Origin of the sequence: Marinobacter subterrani, assembly GCF_001045555.1 — a bacterium.
Classification (GTDB): Bacteria; Pseudomonadota; Gammaproteobacteria; order Pseudomonadales; family Oleiphilaceae; genus Marinobacter; species Marinobacter subterrani.
The window spans coordinates 3,104,758-3,126,475 of sequence record NZ_LFBU01000001.1 but is presented as its reverse complement, the minus strand read 5'-3'; the positions used below and the strand labels follow the sequence as shown (position 1 = coordinate 3,126,475).

Genomic DNA, 21,718 nt, shown 5'->3' with positions numbered 1-21,718 from the left:
CTCAAACTATTTCAGCCAACCAAATGCACCGGGGGCTGACCCAAGGATGTAAAACAGCCAACTGTTCTGAGCCGATGAACAGACTCATAAAGCAGGGGAAACCACATGACGGCCACTCTGGAGAACGCCGGCTACGCCTCTACAGCCTACCGTAGCAACCGCAAGACCCCGGAACCTGCCGATAGCCCTCAGCAGAGCGCGCTGTTCCGCAAAAGCTGGACCATGGGGCAGCCGCTGCCAAAGGGGAAATTATCCGGGCTCGTTCCACCCGGGTTTTTGGAAACCTGGCACCCCCAGCGGTTGCGGCAGTATGAAGAAATTGAAGAGCGCAAAGGCATTACCGAGCTCGAAGAGCGGCACACCTACCATGGTCGACTGGATGAGGAATGCCTGCGCTACGCCACCTTGCCCAGGGTCAGTTGGGCCCTGCTTTGGATGCAGCACGGAGGGCGCTTACTGTTTACGTGGCTGCTACCGCTCTTCGCAGTCGCCATGGCAATCCTTTGGTTCCAGGTCAGAGAAAACGAGACTTTTAAGTCGTTCTTCTGGGACGGCATTTTCCCCTTCCTTGCCTACTTCTTCCTCCCCATGCTCCTGTGCTGGGGCATCGGCCGTTTCCTGGAGAAGAAATACCCAAAAGTCGTCTATCAGGAGCCCAAGGGCCCGCTGTGGGAGCTCAACCGCCGCACGGGCATGGTGACCCTGTTCAAGGATCCGGAGAAGGAAGGCCAGTCCGGCGAAATCCGCGGCCAGGCCCCATTTCATGAATGGGACGGTTACCTGCTCAGCCTGCCCGACCACCAGGGTAATATCTGGTATCGGCTGGTGCTTGTTCACAAGACCCAGGAGTGGGCCTTGCCAATGAACCAATTGCTAGCCGCCACCACCAACCGTGCGGACGTGTTCGCATACTGGGACCTGGTCCGACAGTACATGGATGTGACCAAGCCACTGCCAGACATTCCCTTATTCGAGGCCTGGCGGTACCTGGATCCGACTACCCGCGCCCACGATGAGAAAATCGGCCGGGTCCCGCACTACTGGCGCAACATGAGCGAAGAAGACTACGAGTCCTACAAACGCCGCAACCGGACAGATTTGGTGAGCCGCTCATTTTAAGCAAAGGAACTGCTATGCCCATGCCCCCTCGATTCTTCCTGTCGGCGCCTCTGCTGGTGCTGGCTGTTTGAGAATAGCCCATTAGAAACCTTCGCAGATGCAGGGCCAATCGTCATTGATACGGTGGCTGACGGTGCTTTCTGTCGACATGCCCTGACACAATGGGCTGAGAAGGGGCTGTTGTTTCTGTTTACCGAAAGTGACGTTGATAAAGCCGTTGCCGGTTTGCGCGGCATGCTGTCGGTTGACCTGGAAACGTCTGGCCCGTGTCTGCTCAGACCTTATGACACGCGATTTCTTCAGGTGTTATCAGCCTGTCAACCCGAGCAAATGGCGGAATTGGCCACTGCCGACAGTACATGGATATGGTCTGTCGATCTCTTGAGTCATGTGCAGTGGTCAGGATTTCAGGCATCAGGCGCGGCTCAACAGACCAAAACCCAAAAGGGGCGTGACTTTGAACGCCTGCTGAGCTGGGTAGCTGGCTGGCCTGCCTGCTTGTCCTATGTAGCCGGGGATCGGCATGCAGATGCCACGACGCTCACTCGCTTTATCGTCAGTCAATGGCATTCAGGGTTGGCCTGGGATGATCAATCAGTGGAGCTTGAGACGCAATGGACAGCGTTTGGCGAATTTTCATGAAAAGGATTTCAAAGCATGTCAGCGGTTAAAGCACCTTCCTGCGCCCCTTCAAAGACATTCTGGCTGGAACTGACGGGTCAGCAGTCACTTGCCGGTCATGAATACGTTCTGAGCGAAATCGGCGACGACGGCAATGAAGTTGTCACGCCCATTGAGACTTGTGAGAAACACAATGGTCGTAATGGACCGATACTCGCGGGCCATGTTGAACATCCAAAAAAACGCTCGCTGATCCTGCAGCTAAAGGGGGACGAGACAATAAACGTCCCTATTATCCACCAAGAGTCTATTGGTCCATACGCCCTTAAAGCCCCTCAGCGACAGTATCAGGATAGCCTCATGGTGTCGGTTCATCCGACGCTTTTCTGCGATGCGGGAGAATTGACGCATCCGCGACCCATGAGTGGCTATGAGGAAGCCCTCGGCGCACCGCTCCGAACCGGCTGGATCTACGTGTTTTTCAGGGGGCGCCTCTGGCGGGAGCTCTCGGTTGTGACAAGTGAGGATGCGGCGCCGGTTCTGCGCGATACTCCTCTCGCGCAAGCTCGCACAGCATCACTCGAAGCGGCCAATGATCGCAAAGCAACTGGTCCCGAGTTAGACGTTATCCAAGTACCTGCTCGCCTGAATGGTGCGGATGTCTATAGCGATGTTTATCTCGCGTTCAGCGAAACGCAGTGGTCGTGGGAGTACATCAGCGCGCTTGAGCAGGACAGCGGTCTCATAACAACGCGCTGCCGATCCGCCAGAGCGATCCGGGCCTTTCTTGAGGGGCAGCCGAGCCTGGATGGCGACTGGAAACGTCTTGACGAAATGCCGGCCATGCGAGCCCGTGACAGCGCGATAGAAAGCGATTTTACCTTCCCGGGGCAATGGTTACACGACGTCGATGGCGCAAAGTCGCAGCAGGCGCAAGACGCGCTAATTGCGCAGCGTGATGCCATCGAAGCGGATGAGCATGTGGTGGACGCAGACTACTTCGTTGAAACGCCGTCGCTTTATCCGCGCTGGCGCCAACTTCATCTGCAAAACGAGCCATTACCGACAATCCAGGCTGGCACCGATGTCTTCAGCGCGCTTCGGGGCCGGCAGCTGGTCACATTGCACTTGAGAGATTCACTGCAGTCCGCGCGCCACCTGGCCCAGCAAATGAACGCTGCACTGGCGCTCATGCTGGCGCTGGTGGATAACGTAAAGAAACGTCCGTTTGGTGTCACTGCTGAGTTGTTCCATAACAACTTTCGCCGTGAAACCCTACCCGATGGTTCAGCCAATCCTCTATATATCGATGGGGGCTGGTTTGATAACCGAATCGACGACAGTGAAGACGGTCGACTCCAGCGCACACTTTATGATGTGGAAAGAGCGGCTCTACGGGGCTTTCTCACAGAAGCTCAAGCGGCACTCGTGCGCTTGCTGAACGACGAGCGTCCACAAAACCTGACAGCCACGTTGCGGGATCTGTTCGCGCTGGAATCGGGCAATGCGGCCGCGGGCTATGTCCAGGCCGGGCCGTTGCTGCAGGTGCTCTCCTTGCCAGCGCACCGCGCCGACCCATTGATACTGCCGCAGGAATCTGACGCTAACGGTAATGGGGAGGCTGCCAAACTGGCCTTGAAGATTGCCACAGGCGAGCATCCTTTGGGTGTCATGCTGTTGCCGTTCCAAAGCAGCGCGGCCGAATGCCAGGTGGGTGATGCAACTCTGCTCAATCTGAAATTCCTGGTCGAAGCACTGGAAGACCGCAGCCAGGACATGCGAGTGCTGGAGCCCAATGTCCTGCGCAGCATGGCGGATCACCAGGAGCAAACCAGGGGGCCAGATGGACAGGCGATAGCGGGATTCGTTGGTCGCGGGGCTTCGGCTTTCTCCAGTGTTGCCGGTGAAATTTCCCAGTGGTGGCTCACTCAGGTTCAGACTGAACTGACTCAGCGGGGGGCAGCATTCACGGCTGACATCAATCGAATCAAGAGTGCCTTTGAAGGATTTGCCGAAGCCGCCATCCCTGGCAGAACCGCCTTGCAGCTGGAAGGGGCGGACGAAGGGCGTACCTACATTGTTCTGGAGGTGCTGGACGAACAGGGCAATACGCTGACCTCTGGGGCTGTGGTAGCGGCCAGTCTGAAGGTGGGTGATGCTGACGCATTTGACGGGGTGGTTAAGCAGCAACCTGTTAAGCGGTTTATGCATCAGGTTACGGCGCATCCGGGCGGATTGCCGGGTGTGTTAGTGGTTTTTGATATTTGGAATTTGCAGAGCGCAATTAATGCCAATGCCGGAACCGGACGGTATTTAGCTGGAGCGGTCAGCGCACTTGCAGACTTAGGTTTAAGTTCGGCTCACGTTGTCTCGTTGATACCGACGCGATCCAAGTGGCTTGCCCCAGCAGTTGAGAACTTGAAGCAAGAAGCCAGGTGGTTTTCGGCAATGACAAACAAAGTCAATGTTGCAGATGAAATGGCGGAAGAGATTGTTCGAAACAAACTACAAGCAGCAGGTTGGGTAGCGGGTATGTTTACTACCGCCATTATGATTAGCGACGCAGTTGTTTTGTTTGCCAATGGTCGATGGGGCAGCGGCTCGGCACAACTGATAAAGGCTGGCGGAGTGGCTACTATGGTCAATGCTGATATCATCGCCGCTCGTCTACTTACCCCGGTTGGTCGTCGAGCGGTTGAACGCACATCCGTTCAAGCTGCACAGGCAGCCATCGGACGACTGATGCCTTCCGCTGCTCGATGGGCGGGAACCGTCGCATCGGGTTATGTCACTGCACTGGGCTTTGCGATTTACGTAGTAGGTGAGATTGCTTACTACCGGATGAGGGACGATGCAGTCAGCGAATGGCTTCGCGCGGGACCATTTTCCGGTGTCCCTGATGAGCAGACTGACGAGTTGGCCTCGGAATCTGACGCTTACATTGCTTTGATAAAAGCGATGACGCCGGTATCACTCAAACGCATTCCAGAGAGTGTCATGGTGGAATGGCTCCAGGCGCGAAAATTGACGGCCTGGGAAAACGAAGCAGAGGCCGTTCTATCATTCGCCAGCCCAGCACTGGCTATCACCGGCAAGCCCGCCGACATAGAACTGGTGCTATCGTACGAACAGGAACACTATCGCATACTCGGTCCGAACCCGGCCGGAGTTTGGCAGACAGGGACCATTGCCAGAAAATCGGGAATCATCCGTCAGGGCATTGAAAACAACTTTGACGAGCAGAGTCAGTCAATCAACTTCATGATCGGCAAGTCGCAGTTATCAGACTTTGTGCCGCAATCGGACTATGAGCGTGTGGAAACCCGTTACCGGGTGAAAAGCCTTTCGCTGACCTTTACGGTTGACGTATGGCAACGAGACGCAGAGGAATACGAAGCGCAGGAAGTGACTCATACGATGGAGGATCTGGACGTTGAGTGGCAGCGATAGTCAGTCGGAGTCGATGAGCGAATATCAAGACACGGCGTTTCATGCCGATAATATTCCGAAACAACCCGTTCTTGAGAACCCGGGTAGCTTCGCAAAATCACTGGAAGGAAGCGATCTGATTGAGAGATTGCCTTGGGGTCGCTATAGCAATTTAAATATTCATGTGCGCCCAAAATATGTGGAACCCCATCAATCCCGAAAGCAGAATGGCCGTCGGTTGCCGGAGGGGCGAGCCTGGACACACAAGCAGAAACCCAAAGATTTAATCAAGACTCGTTGGCAGTTATTGCTGATGCTGGCCGGGTCGTTTGCTGATTATTCTTTATTCAAATGGATGTTAATTGTTTTAGTCGCAGGGATATCAATAACCGCTTTTAAATTTGGCACTGAAGGGATTTTCGTTGGCCTTCATTGGTTGTTCTGGCTTGTGGGTTTACACCTCTTCTTTCGCTACCCCTTCACCTGGTTCCTAGAGCGAAACCCCGATTTCATCGTCAAAGACCTGGGCTGCGGCTTCTTCCGTCCCACGGGAATGGTCAAATTCCGCACCTGGCGGGAGGAAACCTTTGAGGCGCCGTTTATCGAGTTTGACCCCTACATTTCCTACCACGTTCAGCCCAAAGGTCCTGTGAGCTACAAGCTACAGCTTCGCCACCGCTACAGCGGCTGGCAAACGGCTGTTGCCGAAGTGCACAGCACACAGAAAGTGGAACTCTACGCCCACTGGGACGAACTTCAGCGCTATATGGACGTCAGCCAGCCGTTGCCGGATATCCCGGCGCTCGAACCCTACCGCCAGCTGGACCCCACCACTTCCGAGTATGACGCGGCGGGCAAACGCCAACGCCCTGCCGATTACTGGGCCACGCTGGATCTGGAGTGGTGGGAGAAAGAGGGCTACCCCGCCCATATGGAAAAAATCCGGAATTTCCCATGGCACACGCTGGAGGACCAGATGCAGTACAGCGTGCCGAATTTGAACGAGGCAGCGATGGCGTAGGCCTCGATGATCCTGGCTGACTGGCTGTTCAAAAGGGCAGAGGGTCTGCCTCTGTGAAAGGCGCCAGGGAACTAACAGAATGAAAAGGAGTTCTTTGTGCAAGCATCCATGGTTTTGATATTCCTCTGCTTTATCCCCTTTTACGCAAACGCCGGTGTCTACAAATGGGTCGATGCCAACGGCCAGACCCATTTCGGCGATCGTCCACCGGCTAAAGCCGCATCAAGTGAAGTCGCGGTGAAGGCCGCTCCGGCCAGCGTGGATGCAGTTGCCCGGGAGCGGCACCTGAAAATGACCGAGTTTCTGGAGCAACTGCAAGAGGAACGTAAAGCCCGACAAGCCGCTGATACCCAGGTAGAGGAGAGGGCCGCGAAGCGAGCCGAGGTTTGCAGAAAACTTCAGGCGCGCCTGAAGTTTCTGGCCAGCGTTTCAACCTTTTATAACCTCAATGATCAGGGCGAGCGGGTTTTCGTGAATGAGGCGGAGAATGCTCGAATTCGTGCGGATTTCCGGCAGAAGGTGAAGCGCACCTGCGGAAACGAATAACGCTCTGTCGATGATTAAGGCTGGAACGGAATCTCTGGTCTCCGTACAACAAAACAACTGAGAGCAAAGGAATTGCCATGACTTTTCGATTGCTCAGCACCGCTCTGCCGGTGCTGGTTTCCCTTCTGTTTTCCGCGGTGGCCGCAGCAAAGCCGCCCGAGCTGACACTGGCCAAGGTGTACCAGAAGGGCATGCCGCTGGAAGGCTACTGGGTCAGCGAAAAGTTTGACGGGGTACGAGCATACTGGACGGGTAACCGATTGATCTCTCGCGGTGGCCATGAATACCGGGCCCCGGCGTGGTTCACCAGGGGCTTTCCGGAGCATCCGCTGGACGGCGAACTATGGATGGGGCGGGGCCGGTTTGCGGAGTTATCCGGGGCAGTTCGCAAGCTCGTTCCGGTTGATCAGGAGTGGCGTAAAATCCGGTTTATGGTGTTTGATTTCCCTGTCAGCGGTATGCCCTTTGACCAGCGCTTACTGCGTCTTCAGGCAACGGTTGCCAGGGTCGGCTCACCGTTTCTGGCGGTTGTCCGGCAACAACGGGCGACCACCCATGAGGCGTTGATGGCGCGCCTGGACGCGATCGTGCGGGCGGGTGCGGAGGGCTTGATGCTGCGACGCGGCAGCAGCGTCTATCATGCCGGCCGCTCCGATGATCTGCTGAAGGTCAAGCACTACCGCGATGCCGAAGCGGTGGTGATCCGGCAGTTGCCGGGCGAGGGCAAATACGAGGGGATGATGGGGTCGCTGTTGGTGGAACTGGAAAACGGCCGTCGCTTCCGGATCGGTTCCGGGTTCAGCGATGCCGAGAGAGCGTCTCCGCCGGAGATCGGGGCCGTCATTACGTTCAAGTATTATGGCCATACCGCCACGGGATTGCCGCGATTTGCCAGCTTTCTGCGCGTGCGGGACGATGAGCCGCCACGCTGAACCGGCGAATCAACACGGGCGGTTGACGGGGGTCAACATTCGGGCAGCCGCCGGGGTTCAGGGCATGAACATTCGGTGAATAAATCGTATTCCGGTTTTAACCCCCCTGATGCGTGTCTCGGGTTAGGGTGAGTTCAGGCAATCGCGAAGCTTGGCTGGCGATTGTGCAAGGTATGAACGGACACCTAACCGACGAAGAGGAACGCGTTATGAACCACAAAGCTGGAATTGCCTGTGCCACAGTTCTTACGGCTACCGCCCTGGCAGCGCCTGCAGCCTGGGCCCAGGGCGCGGTTGATCGTGATCAGTCCGGCCCGTACATCAGCGGCAGCTACGGTGGCTACAAGGCTCACGGCGGCGAATTCGAGGATGAAAATGATCTGTTCGGGGCGGCTCTTGGCTACCAGTTCAATCCGTTCTTTGCGGCGGAAGCGGAGTACATCGATTTCGGGAATTTCGGTGACGATAACGTGGAAGGACAGCTCAAGGGGATTGGCGTGGGTGCCATTGGCCGGCTGCCATTGACGGACAGTTTCGGGGTCTACGGTAAAGTCGGTGTACTCGCCTCGGCTTTTGATGTAGATGCCTTCAACGAGAGCGAAACCTACGATGAGGTGACGCCGTTTGTAGGCGCTGGCGTGGATTTCCGGGTAACGCCGAAACTGACCGCGTTCGCGGAGTACAATCGCTACAGCGTCGACGTTGAGGAGGAAGATTTTAACGGTCAGGTAACCAACAGCGGGCCGGAATTCGATACCGGCCGTGTCGGTCTGAAGTACCAGTTCTGATGCAGGCAGGGCGCGGCCTCAGGCTGCGCCTCTTGCCACCTATTGCACGTTTTCCAGCTCGCCAAACCGGTCGGCGAACAGCGCGGACGAGAGATAGCGCTCTGCCGAATCCGGCAGCACCACAACGATGTTCTTGCCCTGGTGTTCGGGTTGTTTGCTCACCCGGACTGCGGCGACCACAGCCGCCCCGCAGGAAATGCCACAGAGAATGCCTTCCTCCTGCATCAGCCGGTGGGCCATGGTCATGGCCTCCTCGTTCGTTACCGCTTCCACCTGGTCCACAAGGTCCAGATCCAGGTTCTTGGGCACGAAGCCCGCGCCGATACCCTGAATCTTGTGGGGTGCCGGTTTGGGCTCCTCCCCGTTCATTACCTGGGTGATGATCGGCGAATCGGTTGGCTCGACGGCGACGGTGGTAATGTCCTTGCCCCGGGTGCCCTTGATGTATCGGGAGACGCCGGTCAGCGTGCCGCCGGTGCCGACACCGGCCACGAAAATGTCGACTTTGCCGTCGGTGTCGTTCCAGATCTCCGGGCCGGTGGTGTCTTCATGAATGCGCGGGTTGGCCGGGTTCTGGAACTGCTGCGGCAGGAAGTGGTTGTCCGGATCGGAGGAAAAGATTTCTTCCGCCTTGGCGATGGCGCCCGGCATGCCTTTCGCGGGCTCTGTGAGCACCAGTTCAGCTCCCAGGGCTTTCAGAACTTTCCGCCGCTCCAGGCTCATGGAGGCGGGCATGGTCAGAATCAGTTTGTAGCCCCGGGCGGCGGCCACAAAGGCCAGGGCGATACCGGTGTTGCCGCTGGTGGGCTCGACAATGGTCATGCCGGGCTTCAGGGTGCCGCGCTTCTCGCCGTCCCAGATCATCGCAGCGCCAATCCGGCATTTGACGGAATAGGCCGGGTTGCGGCCTTCGATCTTGGCCCAGATGGTCGCCCCGTCATTGACGCGGTTCAGCTTGACCAGCGGGGTATTGCCGATGGAGAGTGAGTTGTCCTCGTAAATACGTGCCATGGCGTTCTCCTTATCCTTGTCTTTTGATGAATCTTAGCACCACCGGGCAATTTTCCGCTCGCCCTTCAAGCCGGACCGGTACTTCCAAAAAGGCCGAAGCAAGTGCAGTCAGAACCATAGCGATATCCAGCCGCCTCAGGCGCTGACCGAACGGCCGGTGTAATCCGAGAAATCCGGTTTTTTCGGCTGGTGCCGGTCATCGGTCATGTAAGCGGAGGTCAGGATGAACTCCGCCGTCGCCCGGTTGCAGGCCACGGGAATATTCCAGAGTGCGGCGATCCGCAACAGGGCTTTGATGTCGGGGTCATGGGGCTGGGGCTCGAGGGGGTCCCAGAAAAACACCAGCAGGTCGATTTCACCCTCGGCGATCTTGGCACCGATCTGCTGATCGCCCCCTAACGGGCCACTGAGCAGGCAATGAATGTCATTCCGCTCCAGATTGTCCCGAAGCAGCCGGCCGGTGGTGCCGGTGGCATAGAGTTTAAGGGGCGCAAAACGGGTGCGGTTGTCGGCGACCCAGTCCACCAGTTCCTTTTTCTTGTTGTCGTGGGCCACCAAAGCAACGGATTTTACGGCCATTTGGGGTAAAGTCTCCTTTTCAACCGGTTATCAAGTGTGTTCAGTGTTTCACAGGCTGACACAGGACGGAATAGGAAAGAGGTGTATGTCCGGAACTGTAGCTATCGACTGGCAAACCACGCCGGCGGCGGTCTGGCGCCGTCACCGCTCGGGCCTGCGGGCCATTCGCCGGCTGGATCCGGTGCAATGGCAGGATCTCACCGGTATCAGCCGGCAGCAGCAGGCCCTGGCCCGCAATACCGAACGGTTTCTGGCCGGCGAGCCCTCCAACAACGCGCTGCTCTGGGGCTCCCGGGGCACCGGGAAGTCATCGCTGATCAAGGCGCTGCTGAATCGTTACCAGGCCAGTGGGCTTCGGATGATCGAGGTGGACAAGGACGATCTGGTGAACCTGCCGGAAATCGTCGATGACATCTGCGACCTGCCATTCCGCTTCGTGATCTTCTGCGATGACCTGTCGTTTGATGCCGGGGAGACCGGCTACAAGGCCCTGAAAAGTGTGCTGGAGGGTTCCCTGGAGCTGCCGCCGGAGAATGTCCGGGTGTATGCCACCTCCAACCGCCGGCACCTGATGCCGGAATTCATGTCAGACAACCTCAAGAGCGAGATGCGCGACGGTGAACTGCATCCGGCGGAAGCCATCGAGGAACAGGTATCCCTGGCGGATCGCTTTGGCCTGCAGTTATCGTTCTATGCATTTTCCCAGGAGGTTTATCTGCAGGCGGTGGATGCGCTGTTTCCGGAAGTGGCAGACCGTGACAGCCTGCACCGGGAGGCGATCCGTTTTGCCACCGCCAAGGGTGTCCGCAATGGCCGCACGGCCCAGCAGTTTTACCGGCAGTTTGCCGGAGACGAGGGGGGCGGGCGTTAGGCGGGGTTATTGCCGTTTCGCCATCCGGATGAAGTGATGGTGAACCACCCGGACCCCAAGGAACACCAGGGCCATCACCACGGGAATGGCGATACCGAGTACCATCGTCTTGTTGAACTCAAAGCCTGCCTCGTAAACCGAATCCAGGCCGAACTTGAGCAGGCCGATCAGGTAGTAGGTGATGGCGACCACCGAGAAGCCTTCCACGGTGTGTTGCATCATCAGCTGGATTTTGGAACGCCGGTCCATGGAGCTGAGCAGCTGCTGGTTCTGGCTTTGAATGGCCAGCTCTACCCGGGTCCGCATCATGTCGGAGGCGCGGTCTACCCGGCGTGACAGATCTTCGAGCCGTTCGCTGACTGCCTCGCAGGTTTTTACCGCCGGCGTCAGCCGGCGGGTCATGAACTCGGTGAGGGTCAGGTGGCCGGAGAGCTCATCTTCCCGCAGTTCCTCCAGCCGGGTCAGCACCAGCCGGTGATAGGCCCGGGTGGCGGAGAAACGGAAAGTGGAGTGAGCCCGGAAGGCCTCGATGCGGGCGGCGATATTGGTCAACTGAGCCAGGAGATTTTCTTCATCGACGTCCTGGTTTTCGGCAAGAGACTGGGTGATCACCGCCAGTTTTTCGTCCATGTCGTTCAGGGCAGGGGTGATTCCCCGGGCCACGGGCAGCGCCAGCAGCGACATCAGGCGATAGGTTTCAATCTCCATCAGCCGTTGGGTAAGGCGCCCGAGCTGGCTGTCGGACATGTGGTGGTTCATCACGATGAACCGGCCGAAGCCGTCGCTGTGCAGTCTGAACGTCCCCCACACCCGGGCCGCGCCCTCCTGGGGACTGCTGCCAATCAGGCGCATGCCTTCGAAGTGTTTGCGAACATAGTCCAGATCACCTCCGGTTCCGTCTGCGGCCGGCCGTATCTCCAGGTGGAAGGCGGCTATCACGGTGCCGGCCAGCTGTTCGAGCCAGCCTTCCGGCAGGGGAGTAATGCCGGTTTCGGTGAACGGGGTCTCTTCGCTGGCGGCCAGGTTGATGAAGGTGTAGGAGGCGAACTCCATGTGCATTTCACGCCGCACCCGGAGCGAGCCAAAGGTGTGCTCAAAACAGCCTATCTCCTGCTCCGGCACCGGCTGGCCCAGCATTCGGTGCAGCTCCTGCAGGTGCCGGAACTGCTGCTGGCGTTGCTCCGGGGTGGTCAGCACCGCCATATGGGTGACCTGGGCCGGCGTTGGCAGCACCTGAAAGGGACGTGAGTGCAACTCGTAATAGAGCTCGTGCCGAAGCGGATGGATGTTGAGGGAGTCCAGTCGTGCGCTCACGGCGGTGCTGTCCTGTTTCAAGAATGGGTTGGGGGGATAATAACCCGGAAGCACACGCCGTCAATGCCACCTTGGGTGCGGTTCTCTGCGTCCACTCGGCCACCATGGTAGTCGGCAATCAGACTGACGATCAGCAGACCCTGGCCCAGGTGTCCCTGCGCCTGGCCTTCCCGCAGCGACACAAACGGGCTGAAGATGTCTGTCCCGGTAGTCTCCGGCAGGGCGGAATCCTGATTGAAAACCGAAAGGCAGAGGCCGTCCGTTGTGTGTTCCAGCCCGACCTCAATGAGACCGCCTTCCGGTGTGAAATCCCGCGCGTTGTCCACCAGCTTGTCGAGCAGTTGCACCATCAGTTCCGGCGAGCCGGTGATCGGGCAGCCGGTCTTTGGCCCTGCATAGCGGATCTGATGGTTGCTATCCAGAGCCTGATAGGCAGCTGTGGCCTCGGCGGTCACTTCTGCCAGATCAAATGGCTCTTTGTCCGCAAGATCCAGACTCTGTTCCAGCCGGGCAGCTTCGCTCATCCCGTGGAGAATCTGGCGGAGGCGTTCCGTGGCTGAGGCCGCCCGCTCAATATACTGCCGGCGCTCGTCTTCCGATTCGCAGTGGCTGAGGTTTTCCAGAGATGAACGCACCACCGCAACCGGTGTTTTCAGCTCATGGGACAGGCGCCGTGAAAAGCTTTCAAGATAGCGGTTGTAGCCATGGAGCCGGTCCACCATCCGGCTGAAATGCCGCTGCAGCTGGCCCAGTTCGTCCCTGGCACGGGAATCCGGAACCGTCCCGGTAATTCGCCCATCTTCGTCGATGCTCGCGCTGACAGCCCGTTGCAGCCGGGTAATGCGCCAGGACAGCCAACTGGCGTACCCCAGCAGGACCAGTGTCAGGGCCACAATAATGAGTGTGCTGCGGGCGATCACCGAGCCGAGCGTGGAGCCGGACAGGGTCAGTAGCTGGTCCAGAGACTGCTCGAGGATCAGGGTGCGGCCGCCGAACACCGGCCGGGTGGTCAGCAGCCAGATGCTGTCGTCCGGGTGACTGACCAGCCCTTCGCGGGGAAGACCGGTGATGTCGATGCGATGGCTGCCGGTTGTGAGAGTGGTGGGTTCAGGCAGATAAATGCGGATCAGTCCCCGAAGTGCGTTGAGACTGATCTGTTCAATCACCTGAAGCGGGCTGAGGCTATCGAATTCGGGGTCGGAGGCGGTGGCTGCCAAACGCTGTGCTGCGATCACCCAGCCTGCCGGCTCCACCAGACGGGCGCGCTGGCCCGGATTCAGGCGAGCTTCCAGTTGCCGCTCCAGCACCAGATTGCGGCTGAGCATTATCGGCAGCGGCCGGGTCGGGGTTGCCACCGCCATCTCCGGACTGTCACCCCAGCGGGCGGCAAAGCCCAGGCGGCTGCGGCCCGCTGGCATCGGCAGCTTCAGCTCAACCTGCCAGCCATCGCCGGTACTCTGCCAGAAACCGGAGACCCGGTAGTCCGGCTTCATGGACGATTCGATCAGCCCATACAGCTGCCCCGGAGCGGGGGTGCGAATCAGCCAGGAAAGGGTCGACTCGTCCGGTGCAACGCTCTGGGTGTCGGGCTTCAGCCACAGCCGGAGTCGGTCGTGGGGCTGTTCGGCGTTTCCGGGGTTGAAGAACACTGCCCGGCGGGGACTGACCCGGATCAGCAGGTAAAGGTGTTGCTGGTCGGTTGCAGCCTGCCAGTACAGGGTTGGCCCGCCGGAGTCTGGCGTGGAGATGCTTTGCCAGTTACTCAGGGGATCCTCTTCGCGGTACCCCGGCCAGTCGTCGCCATAGCCGTCCAGGTTGATGGCGCCGGTCAGTGGTTCAACGTAAATCGCGGGCTCTCCAGGGGCTACCGCCGGCAGGCCGATCATCAGGTCGCCGGCGGTCTCGGCCAGTCGGCCGGCCTGGTCCTGGAGTTGCTGGCGTGCCTGTTGCCGGAGGGCAGCGTCCAGCTCCAGAACGAACTGCAGGCCCGCCCAGGGAATCAGCAGCATCAGCAGGCTGGCAACAAGCAACTGGCGCTTCAGGTTCAAGGCTCAGACCTCACGGGCATTCCAGCGGTAGCCCATACCGTAGGCGGTCTGGATGCCATCGAAGGTATCGTCGCGTTGCAGGAACTTGCGGCGGATGCGTTTGATGTGGGAGGTAACCGTGTTGTCGTCCAGTACGGTGCTGGCTGCTTCCATCAGTTGATCCCGGCTGCGGACGTGGCCCGGGTGCTGAACCAGCGAGTAGAGCATCCAGAATTCGGTCACAGTCAGGTCGATTGGGGCGTCGTTCCAGGCGACGGTCATGCGGTCGACGTTGAGGCTGAGCTGGCCGCGCTGCAGAACCTCATCCGGCTTCTGGAGCGCCTCGGCCCAGGCATCGGCCCGACGCAGCAGGGCGGTGACCCGGGCCAGCAGATGATCCATGCTCATGTCTTTGGTTACATAGTCGTCGGCGCCCAGGCGCAGGCCGTGGACCGAATCGATGTCGCTGTCCCGGGCGGTCAGGAAGATGATCGGCAGGGTCTGGGACACGGAGCGCAGGTCCTGGCACAGGGCAAAGCCGCCTTCCGGCTCATCGCCCAGGCCGACATCAATAATGGCAAGATCCGGCAGGGACTGTCGCAGTACCTGCCACGCCGATGCCCGGTCGCCGTGGGCCGTTACGCGATAGCCCCGGCGTTCAAACGCGGCGCGGTAGTTGTCGCGGATGGCGGGTTCGTCTTCGATCAGAACAATGTGTTTTTTCATGGTGTCGGCGGTTTTCCCTGGCCGGTGAGTGTCTATTTAACCACGGCAGGGGTTCAGAACAAGGGCGTGTGCGCCTGTTGCCATAATTCATCATTTTTTGAGGGCGGTTTGTCGCTTTCTGCCACGGGAGTTCCTTTCCGGATTGCTGAAATGGGGGTGTTTCGCTCAGTCATGCAGTCAAAAGGATTCCGCCATGCTGCTTTCTAACGCCTTTTTACGGTTTTACTCCCCCGTTTTCGAAAAGAGCCGCGCACTTTCTTCACCTTTTACGCGCTTTCAGAAATTTAACTCCAGGCGTGTTTGGGAGGGGGTAAGCCTCTGGTTCGCTATCTTGCTGATGCTGTTTGTTCACCCACTCTATGCCGAAGCTAGTGAGGCAGACACCTTAGGCCAATTGCACTTCGTCGACGGCCAGGGGCACTGGCAGGAACCCGCACTGGTGTTGGGCAGTGACTTCGACATCCGCGTCAGCGGGTTGATTGCCGACACCCGGCTTCTGCGCAGCTTCCGGAACACCAGTGACCAGTGGCGGGAAGGGGTGTTTGTGTTCCCGTTGCCGGAAAAGGCCAGTGTGTATGGCCTGACCATGAAGGTGGGGGAGCGGACCATCGAGGGCCGGGTTCAGCCGAGGGAGGCTGCGCATCAGGCCTATGAAACGGCGAAGCGCGCGGGGCAGCAGGCGGCTAACCTTGAGCAGCAGCGGCCGAATCTGTTCACCGCCCGGGTGGCGAATATTCCGCCGGGGGACACAGTGTCTGTGGAGCTGAAGTACCAGCAGCCGGTCCGGTATCAGGCCGGGGTGTTCGAGCTGAGCATTCCCACCACGCTGACACCGCGTTATGTGCCGGGCGCGCTCACGGGTTCATCCGCGGACCAGTGGCAAGATGGCTGGTCGCTGCCAACGAATCGGGTGGCCGATGCTGATGCCATCAGCCCCTTTACCGTCAACCCTCGGGATGTGGCCGATGACAGCCACCGGGCGTCGATCGAGGTGAGGATTGATGCCGGTCTGCCGCTGGAGGAGGTCTCCAGCCCTTCTCACCAGTTGGCAACCAGCCGGGATGGCCAGGCGGTCACGGTGCGCCCGGCTTCGGGTGAAATTCTGATGGACCGGGATTTTGTCGTGCGCTGGCGGCCGCTGGCGGGGCGGGAGCCTTCGGCGGCGGTCTTCCATCAGTCCTGGCAGGGTGAGGATTACCTGCTGGCCTTGCTGGTGCCGGGTCAGACCGGCCACAGCGTTCTGCCACGGGAGCTGGTGTTTGTCATCGATACCTCCGGTTCCATGGCGGGGGAATCCATACGCCAGGCCCGCAGTGCCCTGAAGGCAGGTCTGCAAACCCTGACGCCCCGGGACAGCTTTAACATTATCCAGTTCAACAGCCAGACCCACGCCCTGTTCATGCAGCCGGAGATTGCTAACGGGAATAACCTTGCCCGTGCCCGGCAGTATGTGGACGACCTGACGGCCGACGGTGGCACTGAAATGGCGCCGGCACTATCGCTGGCTCTGCAGCATCGTTCTGGCCCTGGTGACGTGGCCGAACGGGTGCGACAGGTGATTTTTATCACTGACGGTGCGGTGGGTAATGAAACCGCGCTGTTTCAACAGATTCACCAGCAACTGGGCGATCAACGGCTGTTTACCGTGGGCATCGGTTCCGCCCCGAACCGGCACTTCATGCGTGAAGCCGCTCGCTGGGGGCGGGGCACCTATACCGCCATTCACTCCACGTCGGATGTGAGCGGCCCTTTGCGCGCCCTGTTCTCGGCGATGTCGGCGCCGGTTCTGGCCGATATCCGGGTGCAATGGCCGGGGCAGGACGAGGGTGTTGAAAGCTTTCCCCGGCGGGCAGGGGATCTGTTTCAGGGGGAGCCGCTGATTCACGTAGCCCGGGGTGTTCCGGCCATGGGTGAGCTCAAGGTGTCGGGCCGGCTGCCGGGTGGTGAACGCTGGAGCCGAACCCTGGATCTGCAGCAGGCGGCGCCGGGTACCGGGCTTCATCGCCACTGGGCCCGGGAGAAGATCGACAGCCTCCAGGACAGAGCCACGGTCAGCGGCCAGGCGCCGGACAAAGCTGGCATTACCAGGCTGGCGGTGGCACACGGACTGATGTCGGCCTACACCAGTTTTGTGGCCGTGGATGCCACACCTGCACGAGCGGCGGAAGCGCCACTGGCCAAGGAGAACCTGCCGACACTGCTGCCTGCCGGCAGCCAGGCCGGGATGCTCCGGTACCCGCAGACTGCCACGGCAGCGCCCCTGCTGATCGCCCTCGGGCTGGTCGGGCTGATGTTTTCCGTGGCGCTGATGCTGCTGCAGCGGAGGGCGTTTCAATGAGTCGGTTTTCCCTCACACTGCTCACCAGCTCTGCTGCTTTGTTGGTATTCGGGTTGTGGATTCCGCTGAAGGCGGTGCTTGCCCAGGAAATGCTGGAGCTGGCCTGGGCCGAGAGCCAGGCCCGGCAGGCCGAATCACGGCCCTGGCCCTGGGCGGATACCTGGCCGGTCGCCCGGTTGGCGATACCGGAACTGAACGACTCGATGATCGTTCTGGAGGGCGCGCACGGCGAGAGCCTGGCGTTCGGGCCGGGCCGGTTGGCGGGCGATGAAGACGACCACCGCGTCGTGGTTATCGCCGGTCACCGGGACACGCATTTTCGTGGCCTGGAGGCTCTGGAGACTGGCAATGAAATCAGACTCCAGAACCGCAGTGGCCGCTGGCGCAATTACCGCGTCGAAAATGTCCGGGTGGTGGACAGCCGTTTAGAGCTGATTGACACCCGGCAGTTGCCGGATGGCACCCTGTTACTGGTGACCTGCTATCCGTTCAACAGTGTCGATGCCGGCGGCCCGCTCCGATATGTGGTGCAGGCCCGGGCGACCGCAACCGGTGGCCCGCGGGAACAAATTGATACTGTTGCCGGGCTATAACTTTGGCGTACACTTGTGCGCCATAATTTGGTTGCAGAGTTTTGTTACATGGGCGTTGTAAGAAAATTCCTGGCATGGCTCAGTGTGCCGGTGATCTGTCTGTTTGCATTGGTGTTGTATATTGCCCGGCCATTCAACCCGGATAACAACCGTTTGCTGGGTGCAACGGTCGCCCGGGCAGGCCGGGCGATTCTTGGCATGGAGAGGCCCCTTGAGGGTCGTGAACACATTCCGGCAGACCGTCCGACCGTGGTCATTGCCAACCATCAGCATAACGACGACCTGTTTGTGGTGGGCGATCTTCTGCCACCACGCACGGTGACCGTCGGCAAGTCGTCGCTGGTCTGGGTGCCGTTCTTTGGCCAGGTGTTCTGGCTCGGGGGCAACGTGATACTCAACCGGGGCCGTTCCCACAAAGCCATTGCCGTGATGCAGGCCACCAGCAGCGCCATAGTGCGGGACCGTAAAAGCCTCTGGGTGTTTCCGGAAGGCACCCGGAGCCGGGGCCGGGGTCTGCAAAAATTCAAGAAAGGCGCCTTTCATGCTGCCGTTGCGTCCGGCGCGCCCATTACCATGGTGTGTGCTCAGGAGTACCAGGACAAAGCCATCGGCTGGAGCGGCCGGCGTGAGGCGGTTGCGGTCCGGATTCTGCCTCCAGTCGAAACCGAGGGCCTGACCGTTGACGACATTCCCGAGCTTATGGCCCGCTGCCACCGGCAAATGGCGGAAACCATTGCCAGCCTCTGACACCAGCACCGGAACTGCTTGAAGCACCAGCAGAAACAGGGCAGTCTTTGCGGGACTGATCATTTCGTTCAACGACCCTCAGGGAGAGGCAAGAGATGAATCTGATTCTGTTTCTGATTATTGGTGGTGTTGCCGGCTGGCTGGCCGGGCTGATCATGAAGGGCCGCGGTTTCGGGGTACTGGCCAACATCGGTATTGGTATCGTTGGCTCGTTCCTCGGTGGCTTTGTTTTCCGGCTTTTGGGTCTGGCGGCCCAGGGTGCTGTCGGTGAGCTGGTGACGGCAACGGTGGGTGCGATCCTGCTGCTGGCCATTGTCAGCGCAATCAAGAAGGGCTGAGCATGATCGTACCCGTAACCGGAGTGTTTGCCGCGGTTATTGGCATTCTTTTGCTGGTGTTGTCGGCCCAGGTCGTGAAGTTCCGCTTGAAGTACCGCAAGGGGCTGGGTACAACCGATGATGTGGATTTCCAGGCCGCGGTAAGGGCCCATGCCAACCTGGTGGAATATGCGCCCATGGGGCTGATCATGCTGGGTATTGCCGAGCTGAACGGCGCAGCCAGCGGGCTGATCTACTGGACAGGTATGGGCCTGGTTGTCGGTCGCATTCTCCATGCCTTCGGCATGATCAATGGTCGTGGCAGTACCCACTGGGCCCGGATGATCGGCATTCTTCTGACCTGGCTGGCCATACTCGTTGCCGCTCTGTTACTGCTGTGGAATGTCTGGCAGGTCTACGGCTGAGTCGCCGGGCGCGGAGTTATCAAGTTCAAGGGGGCCTGGCCCCCTTTTTTTGCTTCGGTGCGTGGCCAACAGCCGTCTAGAGCGCCCTGGCCATATCAAGCGTCAGGTACTCCAGCTCAACGCGCCGGTTGGCGGCGTGGTCCTCCGGTCTGGCCAGGGGGCGCGCTGATCCCCAGTGGGCCATAAGAATCCGGGATTCCGGCACGCCTTCCTGCATCAGAATCCGGGCAACCGCATTGGCCCGCAACCGGGACAGGAACCCGTTATAGTCCTCCGCGCCGAAGTTGTCCGAGTGGCCGTGAATCCTGATGCTGACCGAAGGGTGCTGTCTCAGGTACGCGGCATGCTGTTGCAGGAACCCGATGTCCTCAGCGGCCAGTGAATGCTTGTTAAAGCCATAGTGAAACTTCATCCGGTGCGGGCGCTGGCTGCCAGCCTCGAATGCCGCAGGGTTAAAACCGGCGGCTATTGCCGCTGTGGCAATCAGCTCCGGGCTGTCCAGTACGAGTACGGTCATGTGCAGAATCCTTGTTTCAGTGTCCGGTTTTTCTTGTTATTCCCGCTCACTATTGGTGGGAGCCGGAATAACGGCAATTGGCGAATGGTCGATAAGAGCCCCGGCTCATTCCCTCGATGGCACCGATTTAATGTCATTTCTGTGACGATGGAATGACAGCCCCGGGTGGTACCGATAGCCATACCGGCTCTGTGGGGCGGTGCACATTTCCGGCATTGACCCGGTGAGACCTCTGCGCCGGATTCCATTTGAGCGCGAAAAGAAGGCGTGGTTGTGGTAAAAAACACCCTTTCAGGGACAGATTATGATGAATTGTGACCGCCCATGCTGATTATCCCCGCCGAGAACGCCGTTAACTGGAAACGCCCGCCCTGGATCACCCTGGGTTTGATGCTGACCTGCCTGCTGGTTTTCCTGTTTTACCAGGGTGACGACAGCCGGAAACTTGATCAGGCGGTGGAGCAATACCTGGATGCCGAGCTCCAGCTCCTGGAAGCCCCGGCCTACGAAGACTACCTGGAACGCCGGATCCGCCTGGAAGGCGAGGAAAGCCGAGTGTATGAGCTTCAGCAATTCCAGCAGCTCCGGGAGCAAAACGAGCGCTACTGGCTGGCCGTCAACCTGTTGATGGACCGGGAGTTCTACCAGTATCTGCTGCAGAATCAGGATTTGCTCTGGGCCCCGGCGGAACGGGCCTACTGGCAGAAATGGCGCGTTGCGATCGAGCAACAATACATCCATACCCTGAGCGCCCACCAGCTCGGGCTGACACCGGCGGACTTGTCACTTTACAGCCTGATTACCTACCAGTTTCTGCACGGGGGCTGGGGTCATATCATCGGCAACCTGGTATTCCTGTTCCTGCTCGGGTTCACTGTTGAGAAAGCCCTCGGGCCCGGCAAGTTCTTGCTGGCTTACCTGGTGTGTGGGGCCCTGTCCGGATTGGTGTTTACCGCGTTCTCCACCGGCAGTCATGTTCCTCTGGTGGGTGCGTCGGGCTCGATATCGGGCCTGATGGGCATGTATGTGGCCATTTACGGGTTACAGAAAATCCGGTTTTTCTATTTCCTCGGGGTTTATTTCAACTACTTTCGGGCGCCGGCCATTGCCATACTACCGGTGTGGCTGGGCAAGGAAATCTACGATTACTGGTTTGCCGGTGCCACCGGCATCGCCTACATGGCCCATGCCGGCGGGCTCCTGGCCGGTGCCGGTCTGGTCTGGCTGCTCGGCAAAAGCTGGCTGCAGGTTCGCGAAGAGTTCTTCGAGCCGGAGGAAGACGAGCAGGATGCCCGCTTCACCACCGGCTACGCCCAGGCCATGGCCAGCCTAGGCCGGATGGAGTTCGAGCTGGCCCGCCGCCAGTTCGAGGCCCTGCGCGCGCACTACCCGGAGCGGCCGATTTTGCTGGAACACCTCTACCAGCTGGCCAAACTCCGGCCGGATCTGCCGCACTACCGCGACCGTGCCCGGGAGTTGATGACCGACGCCCTCAGCCGGCACCAGCCGGAACAGATGATAGCCATCTGGCAGGAGTACCTGGGCAAGGGGGAGAGCTATCAGCCGTTGACGGCGGAAGACCACAACCGTGTGCTGTTCACCAGTTTGAAACAACATGATTTCAAATCCGCCGAGAAAGCTTTCGAGCGGCTCAGAAGCACCGGCGATGAGCTGCTGACGACCGAGGCCTGCCGGTTATTGATGGAAGAGTTTGAAAAGCGCCAGATGGCGCCGAAGGCTCGTCATTATCGCCAACTTTTACAGGCCGGCTAGCTTCGGGGAGGCAGGGTATGGGAA

The 21,718-nt window shown here is 59.3% G+C and carries 20 protein-coding genes; 14 read left to right on the top strand and 6 right to left on the bottom strand.

Annotated features, from left to right (window positions below; genetic code table 11):
* Positions 1 to 105 precede the first annotated feature (105 nt).
* The 7 genes from msub_RS14540 to msub_RS14510 all read left to right on the top strand — a co-directional run bounded on the left by msub_RS14540 (position 106) and on the right by msub_RS14510 (position 8,456).
* Positions 106 to 1,119 (top strand): hypothetical protein, encoded by a 1,014-nt coding sequence (locus tag msub_RS14540; RefSeq protein WP_048496674.1) that lies wholly within the window; start codon positions 106 to 108, stop codon positions 1,117 to 1,119.
* Between the two features lie 9 nt (positions 1,120 to 1,128).
* Complete coding sequence (locus tag msub_RS14535) at positions 1,129 to 1,761, top strand: DUF4123 domain-containing protein (RefSeq protein ID WP_082146503.1); 633 nt, start codon at positions 1,129 to 1,131, stop codon at positions 1,759 to 1,761.
* A gap of 15 nt (positions 1,762 to 1,776) precedes the next feature.
* Entirely contained in the window at positions 1,777 to 5,190 is a 3,414-nt protein-coding gene (locus msub_RS14530; protein WP_156182775.1) for a hypothetical protein, read from the top strand.
* Complete coding sequence (locus msub_RS21605; RefSeq protein ID WP_156182774.1) at positions 5,174 to 6,190, top strand: hypothetical protein; 1,017 nt, start codon at positions 5,174 to 5,176, stop codon at positions 6,188 to 6,190. The genes msub_RS14530 and msub_RS21605 overlap by 17 nt, the downstream gene beginning before the upstream one ends.
* 96 nt (positions 6,191 to 6,286) lie before the next feature.
* Entirely contained in the window at positions 6,287 to 6,736 is a 450-nt protein-coding gene (locus msub_RS14520; protein WP_227506737.1) for a DUF4124 domain-containing protein, read from the top strand.
* A gap of 77 nt (positions 6,737 to 6,813) precedes the next feature.
* Positions 6,814 to 7,668 (top strand): DNA ligase, encoded by an 855-nt coding sequence (locus msub_RS14515; protein ID WP_048496670.1) that lies wholly within the window; start codon positions 6,814 to 6,816, stop codon positions 7,666 to 7,668.
* A gap of 209 nt (positions 7,669 to 7,877) precedes the next feature.
* Entirely contained in the window at positions 7,878 to 8,456 is a 579-nt protein-coding gene (locus tag msub_RS14510) for a porin family protein (RefSeq protein ID WP_048496669.1), read from the top strand.
* 39 nt (positions 8,457 to 8,495) lie between these two features.
* On the opposite strand, the gene cysK is transcribed toward msub_RS14510, so the two are convergent.
* Both cysK and msub_RS14500 read right to left on the bottom strand, forming a co-directional pair.
* Entirely contained in the window at positions 8,496 to 9,467 is a 972-nt protein-coding gene (cysK, locus tag msub_RS14505) for a cysteine synthase A (RefSeq protein ID WP_048496668.1), read from the bottom strand.
* Positions 9,468 to 9,602: 135 nt separating this feature from the next.
* Entirely contained in the window at positions 9,603 to 10,046 is a 444-nt protein-coding gene (locus msub_RS14500; protein ID WP_048496667.1) for a methylglyoxal synthase, read from the bottom strand.
* 85 nt (positions 10,047 to 10,131) lie between these two features.
* On the opposite strand from msub_RS14500, the gene msub_RS14495 reads away from it, so the two are divergent.
* Complete coding sequence (locus msub_RS14495; RefSeq protein ID WP_048496666.1) at positions 10,132 to 10,917, top strand: ATP-binding protein; 786 nt, start codon at positions 10,132 to 10,134, stop codon at positions 10,915 to 10,917.
* A gap of 6 nt (positions 10,918 to 10,923) precedes the next feature.
* Here the strand turns inward: msub_RS14495 and msub_RS14490 are convergent, their stop codons facing one another.
* From msub_RS14490 to pdsR, 3 genes are read right to left on the bottom strand one after another with little or no spacing between them, the layout of a single operon-like run.
* Positions 10,924 to 12,231, bottom strand: coding sequence for a DUF3422 family protein (locus msub_RS14490; RefSeq protein ID WP_048497140.1), 1,308 nt, complete (start codon positions 12,229 to 12,231; stop codon positions 10,924 to 10,926).
* A 17-nt stretch (positions 12,232 to 12,248) separates the two neighbouring features.
* Complete coding sequence (locus tag msub_RS14485; protein WP_048496665.1) at positions 12,249 to 14,279, bottom strand: ATP-binding protein; 2,031 nt, start codon at positions 14,277 to 14,279, stop codon at positions 12,249 to 12,251.
* 3 nt (positions 14,280 to 14,282) lie between these two features.
* Entirely contained in the window at positions 14,283 to 14,984 is a 702-nt protein-coding gene (pdsR, locus tag msub_RS14480; RefSeq protein ID WP_048496664.1) for a proteobacterial dedicated sortase system response regulator, read from the bottom strand.
* 337 nt (positions 14,985 to 15,321) lie between these two features.
* On the opposite strand from pdsR, the gene msub_RS14475 reads away from it, so the two are divergent.
* The 5 genes from msub_RS14475 (at position 15,322) to msub_RS14455 (ending at position 19,404) form a co-directional block, all read left to right on the top strand.
* Positions 15,322 to 17,322, top strand: a complete 2,001-nt coding sequence (locus msub_RS14475; RefSeq protein WP_227506816.1) for a marine proteobacterial sortase target protein — start codon at positions 15,322 to 15,324, stop codon at positions 17,320 to 17,322.
* A complete protein-coding gene (locus tag msub_RS14470) occupies positions 17,319 to 17,915 on the top strand; it encodes a class GN sortase (protein ID WP_048496662.1) in 597 nt (198 codons plus the stop codon). The genes msub_RS14475 and msub_RS14470 overlap by 4 nt, the downstream gene beginning before the upstream one ends.
* A 48-nt stretch (positions 17,916 to 17,963) precedes the next feature.
* On the top strand, positions 17,964 to 18,662 hold the full coding sequence (locus msub_RS14465; protein ID WP_048496661.1) for a lysophospholipid acyltransferase family protein: 699 nt from the start codon (positions 17,964 to 17,966) through the stop codon (positions 18,660 to 18,662).
* A gap of 95 nt (positions 18,663 to 18,757) precedes the next feature.
* Positions 18,758 to 19,000 (top strand): GlsB/YeaQ/YmgE family stress response membrane protein, encoded by a 243-nt coding sequence (locus msub_RS14460; protein WP_048496660.1) that lies wholly within the window; start codon positions 18,758 to 18,760, stop codon positions 18,998 to 19,000.
* A 2-nt stretch (positions 19,001 to 19,002) separates the two neighbouring features.
* Entirely contained in the window at positions 19,003 to 19,404 is a 402-nt protein-coding gene (locus msub_RS14455; RefSeq protein WP_048496659.1) for an MAPEG family protein, read from the top strand.
* A 76-nt stretch (positions 19,405 to 19,480) separates the two neighbouring features.
* On the opposite strand, the gene msub_RS14450 is transcribed toward msub_RS14455, so the two are convergent.
* The gene (locus tag msub_RS14450) at positions 19,481 to 19,921 is read right to left on the bottom strand and encodes an OmpA family protein (RefSeq protein ID WP_048496658.1); all 441 of its coding nucleotides are present in this window, start codon (positions 19,919 to 19,921) and stop codon (positions 19,481 to 19,483) included.
* A gap of 324 nt (positions 19,922 to 20,245) precedes the next feature.
* On the opposite strand from msub_RS14450, the gene msub_RS14445 reads away from it, so the two are divergent.
* Complete coding sequence (locus msub_RS14445; RefSeq protein ID WP_048496657.1) at positions 20,246 to 21,694, top strand: rhomboid family intramembrane serine protease; 1,449 nt, start codon at positions 20,246 to 20,248, stop codon at positions 21,692 to 21,694.
* Positions 21,695 to 21,718: the final 24 nt, after the last annotated feature.

Bases quoted from the DNA above. Each gene is read 5' to 3' on its own strand.
- msub_RS14540 (WP_048496674.1), top strand. From the start codon at position 106: ATGACGGCCACTCTGGAGAACGCCGGCTACGCCTCTACAGCCTACCGT.
- msub_RS14530 (WP_156182775.1), top strand. From the start codon at position 1,777: ATGTCAGCGGTTAAAGCACCTTCCTGCGCCCCTTCAAAGACATTCTGG.
- msub_RS14515 (WP_048496670.1), top strand. From the start codon at position 6,814: ATGACTTTTCGATTGCTCAGCACCGCTCTGCCGGTGCTGGTTTCCCTT.
- msub_RS14510 (WP_048496669.1), top strand. From the start codon at position 7,878: ATGAACCACAAAGCTGGAATTGCCTGTGCCACAGTTCTTACGGCTACC.
- cysK (WP_048496668.1), bottom strand. From the start codon at position 9,467: ATGGCACGTATTTACGAGGACAACTCACTCTCCATCGGCAATACCCCG.
- msub_RS14500 (WP_048496667.1), bottom strand. From the start codon at position 10,046: ATGGCCGTAAAATCCGTTGCTTTGGTGGCCCACGACAACAAGAAAAAG.
- msub_RS14495 (WP_048496666.1), top strand. From the start codon at position 10,132: ATGTCCGGAACTGTAGCTATCGACTGGCAAACCACGCCGGCGGCGGTC.
- pdsR (WP_048496664.1), bottom strand. From the start codon at position 14,984: ATGAAAAAACACATTGTTCTGATCGAAGACGAACCCGCCATCCGCGAC.
- msub_RS14475 (WP_227506816.1), top strand. From the start codon at position 15,322: ATGCTGTTTGTTCACCCACTCTATGCCGAAGCTAGTGAGGCAGACACC.
- msub_RS14470 (WP_048496662.1), top strand. From the start codon at position 17,319: ATGAGTCGGTTTTCCCTCACACTGCTCACCAGCTCTGCTGCTTTGTTG.
- msub_RS14465 (WP_048496661.1), top strand. From the start codon at position 17,964: ATGGGCGTTGTAAGAAAATTCCTGGCATGGCTCAGTGTGCCGGTGATC.
- msub_RS14460 (WP_048496660.1), top strand. From the start codon at position 18,758: ATGAATCTGATTCTGTTTCTGATTATTGGTGGTGTTGCCGGCTGGCTG.
- msub_RS14455 (WP_048496659.1), top strand. From the start codon at position 19,003: ATGATCGTACCCGTAACCGGAGTGTTTGCCGCGGTTATTGGCATTCTT.
- msub_RS14450 (WP_048496658.1), bottom strand. From the start codon at position 19,921: ATGACCGTACTCGTACTGGACAGCCCGGAGCTGATTGCCACAGCGGCA.
- msub_RS14445 (WP_048496657.1), top strand. From the start codon at position 20,246: ATGCTGATTATCCCCGCCGAGAACGCCGTTAACTGGAAACGCCCGCCC.